Raw genomic sequence first — 15462 nt, forward strand, 5'->3', positions numbered from 1 at the left:
TTCATCCTCCAATATCATTTAGTATGTTTGAAAAGCTTCTACTCGATGCCTCTATATGAAAAAAAGTGGGCCCGGCTTTAGCGGCAGCTTTTCACGCCAAACGGAATCCCTCTTTTGCGCTCTGCGCTGACAAGAACTTTGAATTCCGCACTGCTAAAATTTAAAACAAGCTTTTAATGAATAAAGACAACAAAAAAATGAACCTTTCCCGATTGGAAAAGGTTAAATTAAACATTGACCTTCAATAAATTATCTTACTTTATTTGTCGTCTAGTGTCAATGAATGCAATCGTGAATAAATTATGAATAAGTTCTAAACTTAGAGAGAAAACAAAGCTTCTTCAGCGCGTTGGATCAACCTCTTTGTTATAGTTCCCCCAACAGCCCCTGTATCTCTCGAAGAGATATGTCCCCAATAGTCTTCTTTCACTGAAGAGGAAGGAATAGAGCCTAACTCCGTCGCGAACTCCGTATCAGCATTTAACGACATTTGCTTACCCACAGGCAATCCTAGCTCAGCAGCAATCTCATATTTGAGTGCATCTAGCGCCTTTTTCGATTGAGGAACCAACTTATTGTTACTTCTAGCCATAATAAACGCCTCCTTAGAGTTTTTATTAAAACCAAGCTCCGTAAACAGTTGACCCAAGTGGGGACACCTTTATTATGGCTAGATTATCAAACTCGAACCTCATAAGAAGTTGTCATTAAGGGTAAAATTGTGGAGAAGAACTATTTTGCAACCGTGCTTCCATCTGCATTCAACAATAAATAGCTGCCGCGCACCATGACAAAAATGTCCGCTGTATTTTTCGGAGACGATTTTATGCCGCGCCCTTCTGTTGGAAAAATCAAAAGATGATTCAGCGCAGGTTCAGTCCCCGCTGGAAGATCCTTGCCTCCCGTTACATCTGGGATGCCATTATCATCGTTGCTCACGGTAAGAACTCTGCCGCTTCGCACGATAAATTCAGCGCCAGCACCGGCATAAAGCGTTTGTCCATTAGCCAATTGGACGACCTTCATCTCCGCTGGCGTTGGGGTAGTGCCTGTGCCTCCGTTGCTCCCACTGCTAGGCTGGCTTCCGCCAGCACTAGCAGCGATCGCTGAGGCAATGAGCTCTTTCACCTTGGCTTCGCTTAACGTGTTCTGATCGAAATAGCTCTTTGTGATCACCGGGTCGGAGGACGAGCCTGGAGTTGGAGCTTCTGCTTGGGAAACTGAAAGGGATGTGGATAATAGTAGAATTGCACCACCTGTTGCCAAGATCATTTTTTTCATATTCATTCGATATTAACTCTCCTGTCTTAATAATCTGTAAAATTAAAGGATATCTTACTTCTTTTGTTGAATTATTTACGGTTAAATAATCTAGCAAACGGAGTGATTCTATGAAAAAATTACTAACAGTCACTATGATTTTATTCTTTATCACAAGCACCGTCAACGCTTCCTCGATCCGGGGAGATTTCGAGGGTAATCCCATCGTGAGTGTAAAAACAAGTGGAAGTGAACTAAAGGTAGAAGATGTCCCTGCTATCAATTATAACGGAAGAACGATGGTGCCGATTTATATGTTAAGGCAGTTAGGTGCCGAAGTTGCTTGGGATGATTCGACTTATAGTGTGAATGTTTCTTTGAAGAATGATCCAACGCAAAACAATGTAAAAGAAACATCTATAATTAATGCTTATAAATGGCTAAGCGATACGGACATGCAAATTTATATGTTTGCAAGTAAATTGCAGCAATACAAGGATTTAGATCAAGTACCAAACCTTAAAGATTTACTTGATCGTGACTATTTGGAGATAACAGATGAGTACAATAAATCTTTGGAGTATGCTACTTCCATATATAAAGAATACGGTGCTGAAACTGGCATCAATGAAATACTCGCTAGCCAATCAAAAGTGCTCGAATCAGTTGGCCAAACGAAAGAATTGTTTAAAATATGGATAACACGTAAAAATGACGCGCAGATCAGTTCTAGTCTTCAAATGAGCGTGTTTACTAGTATTGAAAACAGCCAAAAGAACATTATAAATACCAATAAATATGTGCATAATACATTTATACAAAAATAAAAAGAAGGCCGTTAGGCCTTCTTTTTATTAAGGGGCAACTAATCTTAGTTAGCTGCACCTTTTACTGTTACTGCAACTACATCGGACTTACCACTTGGAGATGTAATTGTTAGATCAAATGCACCATCAACATTAGCAGCACCTGTTTTAGTTACAGAAATGTTACCAATTGCATCGATGGAAACAGAAGTAATATTGGAAGAGTAGTTGCTAGCGGAGAATGTTACACCAAGTACTCCGTTAACTTTTTGAGCTGCTTCTTGCTCGTACTCTTTACCATAGTTATCTGTAACAGTTACGTCTGGAGTAATTAATGCATTTCCATCAGTTTTACCAGCTGCAAGAGTATTGATTGTCATTGTGCTATCAGCAGCAATTTTGTCTACTGCTAAAGCATCATTTTTACTTGTAATAGCAACTGTTGCTAGCTTGCTTTCACCTTTAATCGTTTTGTAGGATACGTTCAATGTAGCAGTACCTACTTTGTTACCAAGAACATATGCTTTACCGCCAACCATAGCTACTTTAGCAATAGCATTATTGGAAGTGGTAATGCTTTGAATTGTGTATGCAGGAAGCTTAACGACGTCGCCAGCAGCATTCTTAGCAGTCAGTTTAACTTCACGTGCAAATGGGGACTTAGATACATCTTTAAGATCATCAGCAGTGATTGTCGTACCAGCTGCACCATAAGTTGATCCGATAACAGTACCACTATCAATTAGGTTGAACAATGTAGGAACCGCGTTCACGGAGTAAGTCAGATCATCAGTATTCTTAACAACACTGAATGTTCTAGACAACTTGGAGATCTCAACACCATTTTTAGTGATTACAGCTGTATATTCGGCACGAGCACCAGCTGGTGTAATAAATGTAGGTGCTGGTGTATTTGGTCCGCTAGTAAACAATGTGAACTCGCCATTGAAAGCATCGAAGTCACCGTTTACACCTTTACCATAAGTTACCGATTTATTGATCGGAGCATCTTTAGCATCTTTCAAACCAAAATCAGTGTAGCTAGTACCAGTAGCGTCGTAAGTTGCAACACTTACTGTAACTTCATATTTGTTTACACCATTATTCCAATCTACAACGTTGTTACCTTGACTATCTGTGTAGTGTGCATCGTCAAGTGTTTTTCCGTATTGGTCAACAACTGCAAGCTCGATTGCTGAAGTTCCGCCTGCAACTGCTTGTTTTGCAGAATCAGTTACAACTTTGAAGTGGTCAGGTACGCGCGCATCAGAGATTGTGAAAGTTTTAGTCGAAGTACTGCTTGCATTTGCTGTTGCGATGATCGCAGTGATGGAAACAGCGCCCTTAGCATTATTACTAATTCTACCTAATTTAATGCTTCCTCTGTGCTCACCAGAATCAAGTACTGTAGCAATAGTTTGACCATCTTCAACGCCAGAAACGTTAACTTTGATACGATCAATGTTTTGATCGCTAGTTAGATCATCAAGGCTGAGTTGGTTCCCCGCAGCGTCATAAGCAACAATTGGAATATATACATCTTTGTCGCCAGCAGCGATTACATCGTTAAGATCGCCGATTTCAACTTTGTTAGCAACTTTAGAAGATTTAACTGAGATTTTACCAGTTGCAGTAGCAGCTTGGTTAAACACTGTGAAGTTGTAATCACCAGCTTTATCAAGATCTTTGTTCAAGGAGATCTTAACTTGTGGGATATCACTTCCATTATCTTCGAAAACTACGCTAACATTTTCAGTTGCAATGTAGTCATTCCAGATAAGAGTTGTTTCTCCAAACAATTTAGCAGTGCTAGTATTGTCTTTGCTGTATACTTTAGCATTGATCAAAGAGTCATAGGAAATTGTGCCGCCGTATTGGTCAAACAGGTTAAGATCGAATTTAGCGTTTTCGCCTTTACCGTTCAAAGAGTCACCTACGGAGTAACGAGCTGCACCAAGCTCAAGTTTTGTCAAGATTGGTTGTGTACCCAATTTGAAGTTTTTAGTAGCTGTAATGTGGCTATCGTTGTTAACGATAGTTACTGGGATTACAGATACGCCTTGAGTTGTACTTTCATTTGCTGTATCCAAAGTGATCAACAAAGTACCATCAGTATCTTTAGTGATTTTTGTGAATGTTGCAGCAGATGTGTAAACGTTGTAAGAACCAGCGTTAGTAGTTGCGTTCTCACCGTATTGGTTGGAAGCTTTTACTTTAACGATAGTTTTGTCAGCGTAAGCAATTGTGTCGCCAGCGTTTACGAAGTCGATTTTTGTAAGAACTTCGTCTTCACCAGTGAAAGTTGCAGTAGTTTTGTCAACAGCAGCTGCATCCAAACCGGAAACTGTTACTGTGTACTCACCTTTGCTAACTTTAACGTCAGTCAATGTCAAAACTGCGGATTTTTTGTCATCAGCAAATTTAACAGTTGTAGCTACATCAGCTGTACCTTTTTTCAAAGCCAATTTTGCTTTGTCAGTGTCAACTGCTTTGTTGAAAGTAACTGTTACTTGTTGAGCTCCAGTTGCTTTTGCACCTGTAACGGATACTTTACCAGCTGGTACGTATTGTTGTTTTGCTTCGTATGCACCTGTAAGAAGAAGGTCACGAGTTGCGTTGGATTGGCCACCGAATTTACCAGCGTCGCCAGTAGGAAGAAGTTTCAACTCAAGAGCAAGAGCTACATAGCCTTGTGCCCAGTCAGAAACAGTTGTGTCAGTACCAGTTTTACCTTTAGCATCAGCATCTTTACCCAGTACGCGAACCAAGAAAGTAGCCAATTGCTCTTTTGTTACTTTACCAGCTGGGTTGTATTGACCTTCAGCATAACCGTCAGTAATACCAGCAGTTTTCAAAGCTTCGATGTAAGGAAGCGCGTAGCCGTTAGCAGCGTCGTCAGCTTTAACATCGGAGAAGCTGGAAGTTTTAAGATCTTTGTTTACTTCGATACCAGTAATCAAAGCTGCAACTTTTGCGAATTGAGCACGGTTCATTTCGTCTTTAAGACCAAATGTAGTGTCGCTCACTCCATCAAAAATACCTGCGCTGATCATTGCATCAAATTTTGCTTTTGTAGCTGCGTCAAGATCTTTAAGATCTGTGAAATCAGCAGAGGATTTAGCTGCGAAAGCTAGGGACGAAAACATGGATAATGCCATTGCTGTAGAAAGAACTACGGATAAACTTTTCTTCATAACCTTTTTTTCTCCTCCTTGAATATCTTTGGTTTTATTTTTTTGGATAAAGCTAGTAATATTTGAGCTCGATTTACTCATAGTTTGGTTCACCCCCTTTCCAGAGTTAGAGCATTATATAACTAAGTTCGCGTGCAGCTCTAGTAGCTGCATTGGAAACTAGTAAACGTAAAGTAGGAAGAAAGACACCCACACCAATTTACATTATACATTGGTCGAATAGCGTCGTAAAGAGTTATTTTGTGATATCTGTATGGCTAGTTATAAACTGGTTAACTCTTTATTATTTGCTTGCTTTCAAAGTATTAAACGCACAGGTTTCGAAAAAGTTGCGATTATTCAAAAAAACTTTTTAAATTTTTGAAAGAACCACAGATCCATCCCGACATAAATACGAATGAATATGTGCATAGTAGCTGTATAAACAAAAAAGAAGGCCAATTGGCCTTCTTTTTTACAAATGGGTTAATCTTATTTGTTATTAGCTGCACCAGTCACAGTTACTGCAACAACATCGGATTTACCACTTGGAGATGTAATTGTCAGATCAAAAGATCCATCAGCATCAGATGTTTTCGTTACTTGAATGTTACCATTCGCATCAATAGACACGCCAGTAACGTTTGCGGAGTAGCTGCTAGCTGAGAATGTTACGCCCAGAACGCCGTTAGCTTTTTGAGCATCTTCTTGCTCATACTCAACGCCATAGTTATCTGTCACAATTAGATCTGGATTGAGGAATGCATTGCCGCCAGTTGTAGCAACTGTCATAGTGCTGTCTGCTTCCACTTTATCGACTGCAAGTGCATCATTTTTAGATGTTACTGCAACAGTAGCTGTTTTAATTTCGCCTTTAATCGTTCTGTAAGATACGTTCAATGTAGCCGTACCTGTTTTGTTACCAAGAACATACGCTTTACCACCAACAAGCGCTACTTTAGCAACCGCATTGTTCGATGTTGTAATGCCTGTAATTGTACCAGTTGGAAGTTTTACAGTGTCGCCAGAAGCGTTTTTAGCTGTAAGTTTAACTTCACGTGCAAATACTTGAGATTTCGTTACATCTTTCAGATCATCAGCAGAGATCTCTTTACCATCAGTACCATAAGTCGATTTAACAACTACGCCGCTATCAGTAAAGTTGAACAATGTTGGAACAGCGTTCACGGAGTAAGTCAGATCGTCAGTTTCACTAGCAACTGTGATTGTTCTAGTTAATTTGGAGATCTCAGTTCCGTTTTTCGTGATTGTTGCTGTGTAATCTGCTTTTGCACCTTCTTTAGCATTCTCTGTTGTGAAGAGTGTGTACTCATCATTGAATGCTTCGAAGTCACCAGCAGTTTCGCCTTTACCAAAGATAGCGGAATTAGTTACTTTATCAGCTGGGTTCAAAAGCCCGATTGTATCAGCAGCAGTACCTGTAGCAGTCACATCGACTTTTACTTGATATTTGTTGTTCGAACCATCAATAAACGTTGGTGCATTGTTACCTTGGTTATCTGTGAAATTCGCATCGTCAAGTACTTGTCCATATTGGTCAATTACCGCAAGCTCAATTGCAGATGTACCACCTTTAACAATGGATTTCGCAGGATCTGTTACTACTTTGAAGTGATCAGGTACACGAGCGTCAGCAACTGTGAATGTTTTTGTGGAAGTGCTGCTTGCATTCGCTGTTGCGATGATCGCTGTAATGGATACTGCACCTTTTGTATTGTTGTTGATTTTGTTCAATTTAATCGAACCTTTGTGCTCACCGGAATCAAGGATTGTTGCTGTTGTTTGACCTTCAACACCAGAAACATTCACTTGGATACGTTTGATGTTTTCATCGCTAGTCAGATCATCCAAGCTCAATTGGTTACCAGCTGCATCATAAGCTACAACCGGAATATAAACTTCTGTGTCGCCAGCCGCGATGACATCGTTCATTTCGCCAATTTCAACTTTATTTGCAAGTTTGGAAGATTGAACGGATACTTTACCAGTTGCTGTAGCTGCTTGGTTGAACACAGTGAAGCTGTAATCGCCAGCTTTATCTAGATCGTTGGTCAATGAGATCTTCACTTGTGGAATATCATTACCGTTATCTTCAATTTCTGTTTTCACATCTCCAGCCGGGATGTAATCATTCCAAATCACAGTTGTGTCACCGAACAATTTAGTCGTGCTTGTATTGTCTTTGCTGTATACTTTTGCATTCATCAAAGAGTCATAAGAGATCGTACCGCCGTATTGGTCAAACAGGTTAAGGTCAAATTTCACGTTTTCGCCTTTACCGTTAAGTGCTGTTCCTACGGAGTAACGAGCATCGCCAAGCTCAAGTTTCGTCAAGATTGGTTGTGTACCCAATTTGAAGTTTTTCGTAGCTGTGATGTGGCTGTCGTTGTTAACAACTGTTACAGGAATTACAGATACGCCTTGTGTTGTACTTTCGTTAGCTGTATCCAAAGTGATCAACAAAGTACCATCTGTATCTTTCGTGATTTTAGTGAATGTTGCAGCAGATGTGTAAACATTGTAAGAACCAGCATTTGTTGTTGCATTTTCACCATATTGGTTAGAAGCTTTAACTTTTACGATCGTTTTATCTGCATAAGCAATAGTGTCGCCAGCATTTACGAAATCAATTTTTGTAAGAACTTCATCTTCACCTGTGAAAGTTGCTGTTGTTTTGTCAACGGTAGCTGCATCCAAACCGGAAACAGTTACTGTGTATTCACCTTTGCTTACTTTCACATCAGACAATGTAAGAACCGCGGATTTCTTGTCATCAGCAAATTTCGCTGTTGTAACAACTTCGCTAGATCCTTTTTTCAACGTCAGTTTCGCTTTTTCAACGTCAACTGGTTTGTTGAATGTAACTGTTACTTGTTGCGCACCTGTTGCTTTTGCACCTGTAACGGATACTTTACCAGCTGGTACGTATTGTTGTTTTGCTTCATAAGCACCTGTCAAAAGCAGATCGCGAGTTGCGTTAGCCATACCGCCGAATGTACCATCTTCACCGTTGGAAAGAAGTTTCAATTCAAGCGCTAATGCTACATAACCTTGTGCCCAACCGGATACTGTTGTGTCTGTACCTGTTTTGCCTTTAGCTGCTTCGTCTTGACCAAGAACACGAACCAAGAAAGTAGCCAATTGTTCTTTCGTTACTTTACCAGCTGGGTTATATTGACCTTCAGCATAACCATCTGTTACACCAGCTGTTTTCAGAGCTTCGATATAAGGAAGTGCATAACCATTAGCTGCATCGTCAACACTAACATCAGTGAAGCTCGATGTTTTCAAATCTTTGTTAACGTCAAGACCCATGATCAATGCAGCAACTTTTGCAAATTGTGCACGGTTCATTTCGTCTTTCAGACCAAATGTTGTTTCGGATACGCCGTCGAAGATACCAGCGGAGATCATAGCATCAAATTTCGCTTTTGTAGCAGCATCCAGGTCTTTCAAATCTGTGAAATCCGCAGAAGATTTCGCTGCGAATGCTAGGGATGAAAACATGGAAAGAGCCATAGCGGATGTAAGGACTACGGATAGAGTTTTCTTCATAAGGGTTTGTTTCCTCCTAATATTTTAAAGTTTTTTGTTATAAAAACTTATAACCAACACAACGACATTGAAGTAACTTGCTATCATTTTCGTATAGCTTTTTTTCTATCACCTCGTCTACATGAATTAGTATACTATTATCTCGCTATTAATTCATTGACAAGTATTTTCCAAGTAGAAGACTGGCTTAATCCATGCTCTCACTAGGAAAACGCAAAAAAGAAGACCCCGAAGGGCCTTCTCATCTAAAATAATTACTTCACAATTACCGACGTTACAGTCGACTTGCCATTTGGCGATGTGATGATCAAATCAAATGTCGTGCCACTATCAGCTTTGATTGTTCCATCAGCACCAATCTCCACTTTTCCTTTTACATTATCCGCAGAGAATGCGAGGCCCATCAAATAGTTGTATGCCGGTGCTTCATCTTTGTCGTACTCAACACCATAGTTATCCGTTACAGTCAGATCTGCTACCGCATAAGCATTAGCACCTGTAGAAATCGTTGCTTCTGATTCCCCAGCTTCCAACTTGTCTACAGCAACCATATCGCTTTTTACCGTCACAGGTACACTTGCCTGCTTAACATTACCGTCAACCGTTTGATAGGTCACACTCAATGTTGCAGTGCCTTCTTTATTCCCCATTACGAAAGCTTTACCGGCATCCTCTCCAGTACCCATCGCAACCTGTGCCACGCTAGGGTTTGAAGTTGTAATTTGTGTAGCTACAGCCGGAAGCTCAACAGATTCACCTGCAGCATTTTTCGCTGTAATTTTTACTTCGCGAGACAATTTGCTTGTTGCAATTGCCAATTCACTGTCCTTAACTACGTCACTGTCCATAGCATTGAACAATGGTGCTACTGTTCCAACGCTGTAAGTTAAGTCTGCATTTTTACCAACGACGGTCAGTGTTCTTTCTGCTTTGGAAATCTCTTGATCGCCTTTAAGAATTTGAGCTGTGAACTTAACATAAGTTCCCTCTTTTGCTGCGCTCGTTGTTTCATAAGTGAACTCATCATTGAAAGCTTTATAGTCGTTTGTACCTTTTTCATACGTATTTTTCGTCAATACGTCTCCATTTGGCGTAAGAACATGCGCAGTAGCATTGTCAATAACATTACCATTTACATCATAAGTCACTGCTGTTGCAACTACACTATATTTCGTATTGCCATCTGCCGTTGGAACCACAGAACCATTGCTGTTTACATAGTTGGAATCATCCAACACTTGACCGTATTGGTCAATCACGCTGAACTCAAAATCAGAAGTTGCCCCTGCTACGGCATTTTTAGCTGGTACTGTTACTTCTTTCAAATGGTCCGCAATACGTGCATCGTGAACAGTGTACGTTTTAGTTGCTGTGCTGCTTGCATTTGCAGTTGCAATGACTGCTGTTACAGATACTGCTCCGTTAGAGCCAGCGTCGATTTTATCTAATTTAATCATACCCTTGTGCTCACCGGAAGTTGCAATTGTGCTGCTACCAGTTGCTCCAGAGATTGAAACTCTAATACGTTCTACGTTTGCATCACTTGCCAAATCGTCTGCACTCAGTTGCTTGCCATTTGCGTCATAAGCCACCAATGGAACATAGACGTCTGTGTCTCCGGATGCAATCACATCATTCATATCGCCAATTTCAATTTTAGTCGCTACTTTTGCGGATTGAATGCTCACTTTACCTGTTGCAGTTGCCGCTTGGTTAAATACAGTGAAGCTGAAATCTCCGGATTTATCAATATCTTTGAGCAAGGAGATTTTCACTTGTGGAATGTCGTTTCCATTATCTTCAATTACATAGCTAACATCTTCACTTGCAAGATAGTCATTCCAGATTAAGCTTGTATCTTTGAGCTTGTCTTCACTGGATAGCGTTTCATAGGACATAACAGAACCATATTGGTCATATAAGTTCAAATCAAACTCAGCATTTTCGCCTTTCGCATTCAGAGCAGTGCCCACGGAATAGCGCGGTTGACCTAGTTCAAGTTTCGTCAAGATTGGCTGAGTACCTAATTTGAAGTTTTTCGTTACAGTGATATGACTGTCATTATTCACAATTGTTACTGGAATGACGGTTACGCCTTGCGTCGTGTCTTTTGTGTTAGTATCCAATGTGATCAATAGTGTGCCATCATTGTCTTTTGTTATTTTCGTAAATGTTGCAGCTGATGTGTACACATCGTAAGAACCTGCATTTGTAGAAGCAGCCTCACCATATTGGTTTACAGCTTTAGCTTTAACAATTACTTTGTCTGCATAAGCGATCGTGTCATTCGCGGATACGAATTCGATGTTTTTCATTACTTCGTCTTCACCCTTGAAAGTAGCTGTCGTTTTATCAACAGCAGCTTCATCAAGACTGCTCATATTTACTGTGTACTCACCGTTGCTGATTTTAACATCTGTTAGTGTCAATACGGCAGATTTTTTATCAGCCGCGAATGCGGTAGTTGTTACAACGTCAGCGTTACCTTTTTTCAAAGACAACTTCGTTTTTTCTACGTCAACAGGCTTGTTAAAGGCAACTTCAACTTTTTGAACGCCAGTTGCTTTCGCGCCTGTAACGGATACTTTACCAGCCGGTACGTATTGTTGTTTTGCTTCATAAGCACCTGTCAAAAGCAGATCGCGAGTTGCGTTAGCCATACCGCCGAATGTACCATCTTCACCGTTAGAAAGAAGTTTCAATTCAAGCGCTAATGCTACATACCCTTGTGCCCAATCGGAAACTGTTTTGTCCGTGCCTGTTTTGCCTTTAGCTGCTTCGTCTTGACCAAGAACGCGTACCAAGAAAGTGGCCAATTGCTCTTTGGTTACTTTACCTGCCGGGTTGTATTGACCTTCCGCATAACCATCAGTTACACCAGCTGTTTTCAAAGCTTCAATATAAGGAAGTGCATAACCATTGGCTGAATCGTCAACACTAACGTCAGTGAAGCTCGATGTTTTCAAATTTTGATTTACGTCGAGACCCATAATCAATGCGGCAACTTTTGCAAATTGTGCGCGGTTCATTTCATCTTTCAGACCAAATGTTGTTTCAGATACACCGTCGAAAATACCTGCAGATATCATTGCGTCGAATTTTGCTTTTGTAGCAGCATCCAGGTCTTTCAAATCTGTGAAATCCGCAGAAGATTTTGCTGCGAATGCTAGAGACGAAAACATGGAAAGAGCCATAGCGGATGTAAGGACTACAGATAGAGTTTTCTTCATAAGGGTTTGTTTCCTCCTAATATTTGAAGTTTTTTTGTTTTTTAAAAACTTAGGATTAACTTTTTGAATGACTCGCAATTAATTTTTCGTATATCATTTCGTATATCAACTTGGCTACAAACTTAGTATACTATCGACCAGTGATAAAAGCATTGATAAGTATTTCCCATGGTGATTTATGCAAAGCACATAAATAAAAAAGAAGGCCAATTGGCCTTCTTTTTTAAAAGCGTTTGTGTATCTTATTTGTTATTAGCTGCACCAGTTACAGTTACTGCAACTACATCGGATTTACCACTTGGTGATGTAATTGTTAGATCAAAAGATCCATCAGCATCAGATGTTTTCGTTACTTGAATGTTACCATTCGCATCGATGGACACTGCAGAAACGTTAGCGGAGTAGCCGTTAGCAGAGAATGTTACGCCGAGTACGCCATTAGCTTTTTGAGCATCTTCTTGCTCATACTCAACACCGTAGTTATCTGTCACAATCAGGTCTGGATTAATGAATGCATTGCCGCCAGTTGTAGTAACTGTCATTGTGCTGTCAGCTTCCACTTTGTCGACTGCAAGTGCATCATTTTTAGATGTTACAGAAACAGTAGCTGTTTTGATTTCACCTTTAATTGTTCTGTAAGATACGTTCAATGTAGCTGTACCTGTTTTGTTACCAAGAACATACGCTTTACCACCAACAAGCGCTACTTTAGCAACCGCATTGTTCGAAGTTGTAATGCCAGTGATTGTACCAGCTGGAAGTTTTACAGTGTCGCCAGAAGCGTTTTTAGCTGTAAGTTTAACTTCTTGTGCGAATACTTGAGATTTCGTTACGTCTTTCAGATCATCAGCAGAGATCGCTGTACCACCAGTACCATAAGTCGATCCAACAACTACGCCGCTATCAGTAAAGTTGAACAATGTTGGAACAGCGTTCACGGAGTAAGTCAGGTCGTCTGTTGCGCTAGCAACCGTGATTGTTCTAGTCAACTTGGAAATCTCAGTACCGTTTTTCGTGATTGTTGCTGTGTAATCTGCTTTTGCACCTTCAGTAGCACCTTCTGTTGTGAACAGTGTGTACTCGTCATTGAATGCTTCGAAGTCACCAGCCGCTTCACCTTTACCGAAGATGGCAGAAGTGATTGCATTATTGTTGTCGTCACCTTTTCTCAGGCCGATCGTACCAGCAGCAGTACCTGTAGCAGTCACATCGACTTTTACTTGATACTTGTTGTTCGAACCATCAACGAAAGTTGGAGCATTGTTACCTTGGCTATCAGTAAAGTGTGCATCGTCAAGTACTTGTCCATATTGGTCAATTACCGCTAGCTCAATATCAGATGTTCCGCCTTTAACCACAGATTTCGCAGGATCTGTTACTACTTTGAAGTGATCAGGTACACGAGCGTCAGCAACTGTGAATGTTTTTGTGGAAGTGCTGCTTGCATTCGCTGTTGCGATGATCGCTGTAATGGATACTGCACCTTTAGTGTTGTTGCTAATTTGATTCAGTTTAATAGAACCTTTGTGCTCACCGGAATCCAAGATGCTTGCAGTTGTTTGACCTTCAACACCAGAAACGTTCACTTGGATGCGTTTGATGTTTTCATCGCTAGTCAGGTCATCCAAGCTTAATTGGTTACCAGCTGCATCATAAGCTACAACTGGAATATAAACTTCTGTGTCGCCAGCCGCGATGACATCGTTCATTTCGCCAATTTCAACTTTGTTCGCAAGTTTCGAAGATTGAACGGATACTTTGCCACTTGCTGTAGCTGCTTGGTTGAATACTGTGAAGTTATAGTCACCAGCTTTATCTACATCATTGATCAATGAGATTTTCACTTGTGGGATATCGTTACCGTTATCTTCCACTTCTGTTTTCACATCTTCAGCCGGGATGTAATCGTTCCAGATCACAGTTGTGTCACCGAACAATTTAGTCGTGCTTGTATTACCGTTGCTGTATACTTTCGCATTCATCAAAGAGTCGTAAGAAATTGTACCGCCGTATTGGTCAAACAGGTTAAGGTCAAATTTCACGTTTTCGCCTTTACCGTTCAGTGCTGTTCCTACGGAGTAACGAGCATCACCAAGCTCAAGTTTTGTCAAGATTGGTTGTGTACCCAATTTGAAGTTTTTCGTAGCTGTGATGTGGCTATCGTTGTTAACAATAGTTACTGGGATCACGGATACACCTTGCGTTGTGCTTTCGTTAGCTGTATCCAAAGTGATCAACAAAGTACCATCTGTATCTTTCGTGATTTTAGTGAATGTTGCAGCAGATGTGTACACGTTGTAAGAACCAGCATTTGTTGTTGCATTTTCACCATATTGGTTAGAAGCTTTTACTTTCACGATCGTTTTATCTGCATAAGCAATAGTGTCGCCAGCATTTACGAAGTCAATTTTTGTAAGAACTTCATCTTCACCTGTGAAAGTTGCCGTTGTTTTGTCAACTGTAGCTGCATCCAAACCGGAAACAGTTACTGTGTATTCCCCATTGCTTACTTTCACATCAGTCAATGTTAGAACCGCGGATTTCTTGTCGTCAGAGAATTTTGTTGTTGTAACAACATCGCTAGTTCCTTTTTTCAAGCTCAATGTAGCTTTATCTGTATCAACCGGTTTGTTGAAAGTTACAGTTACTTGTTGTGCACCTGTTGCTTTTGCACCTGTTACGGATACTTTACCAGCTGGTACGTATTGTTGTTTTGCTTCATAAGCACCTGTCAAAAGCAAATCGCGAGTTGCGTTAGCCATACCGCCGAATGTACCATCTTCACCGTTGGAAAGAAGTTTCAATTCAAGCGCTAATGCTACATAACCTTGAGCCCAACCAGATACTGTTGTGTCTGTACCTGTTTTGCCTTTAGCTGCTTCGTCTTGACCAAGAACACGAACCAAGAAAGTAGCCAGTTGTTCTTTCGTTACTTTACCAGCTGGGTTGTATTGACCTTCAGCATATCCATCAGTTACGCCAGCTGTTTTTAAAGCTTCGATGTAAGGAAGTGCATAACCGTTAGCTGCATCGTCAACACTAACATCAGTGAAGCTGGAAGTTTTCAAATCTTTATTTACGTCAAGACCCATGATCAATGCAGCAACTTTTGCAAATTGTGCACGGTTCATTTCGTCTTTCAGACCAAATGTTGTTTCGGATACGCCGTCGAAGATACCAGCGGAGATCATAGCATCAAATTTCGCTTTTGTAGCAGCATCCAGGTCTTTCAAATCTGTGAAATCCGCAGAAGATTTCGCTGCGAATGCTAGGGATGAAAACATGGAAAGAGCCATAGCGGATGTAAGGACTACGGATAGAGTTTTCTTCATAAGGGTTTGTTTCCTCCTAATATTTTAAAGTTTTTGTTATAAAAACTTATAACCAACGGGACGACAGTTTGAATCATTTTTTCAA

At 40.5% G+C, this 15462-nt stretch carries 7 protein-coding genes; 1 reads left to right on the forward strand and 6 read right to left on the reverse strand.

What is annotated here, in order from left to right; genetic code table 11:
• Nucleotides 1–319: 319 nt before the first annotated feature.
• Together ACUN27_RS00100 and ACUN27_RS00105 are read right to left on the reverse strand one after the other, a co-directional pair.
• Nucleotides 320–592: an alpha/beta-type small acid-soluble spore protein gene (locus ACUN27_RS00100; protein WP_315955566.1), complete on the reverse strand. Its 273-nt coding sequence runs from the start codon at nucleotides 590–592 to the stop codon at nucleotides 320–322.
• 140 nt (nucleotides 593–732) lie between these two features.
• The gene (locus tag ACUN27_RS00105) at nucleotides 733–1287 is read right to left on the reverse strand and encodes a hypothetical protein (protein ID WP_445558226.1); all 555 of its coding nucleotides are present in this window, start codon (nucleotides 1285–1287) and stop codon (nucleotides 733–735) included.
• 200 nt (nucleotides 1288–1487) lie between these two features.
• Between ACUN27_RS00105 and ACUN27_RS00110 the strand changes: the two genes are divergently transcribed.
• Nucleotides 1488–2087 carry a stalk domain-containing protein gene (locus ACUN27_RS00110; RefSeq protein WP_445558227.1) on the forward strand — a complete coding sequence of 200 codons (600 nt, stop codon included), beginning with the start codon at nucleotides 1488–1490 and terminating at the stop codon, nucleotides 2085–2087.
• A 44-nt stretch (nucleotides 2088–2131) separates the two neighbouring features.
• Here ACUN27_RS00110 and ACUN27_RS00115 read toward each other — a convergent pair whose 3' ends face one another.
• From ACUN27_RS00115 to ACUN27_RS00130, 4 genes are all read right to left on the reverse strand, one after another.
• Entirely contained in the window at nucleotides 2132–5341 is a 3210-nt protein-coding gene (locus tag ACUN27_RS00115; protein WP_445558228.1) for an S-layer homology domain-containing protein, read from the reverse strand.
• A 390-nt stretch (nucleotides 5342–5731) separates the two neighbouring features.
• Nucleotides 5732–8815 carry an S-layer homology domain-containing protein gene (locus ACUN27_RS00120; protein ID WP_445558229.1) on the reverse strand — a complete coding sequence of 1028 codons (3084 nt, stop codon included), beginning with the start codon at nucleotides 8813–8815 and terminating at the stop codon, nucleotides 5732–5734.
• A gap of 254 nt (nucleotides 8816–9069) precedes the next feature.
• The gene (locus tag ACUN27_RS00125) at nucleotides 9070–12045 is read right to left on the reverse strand and encodes an S-layer homology domain-containing protein (protein WP_445558230.1); all 2976 of its coding nucleotides are present in this window, start codon (nucleotides 12043–12045) and stop codon (nucleotides 9070–9072) included.
• 242 nt (nucleotides 12046–12287) lie between these two features.
• Nucleotides 12288–15377 carry an S-layer homology domain-containing protein gene (locus ACUN27_RS00130; RefSeq protein WP_315955560.1) on the reverse strand — a complete coding sequence of 1030 codons (3090 nt, stop codon included), beginning with the start codon at nucleotides 15375–15377 and terminating at the stop codon, nucleotides 12288–12290.
• Nucleotides 15378–15462 lie beyond the last annotated feature (85 nt).

This window comes from Paenibacillus sp. WC2504, assembly GCF_052682475.1.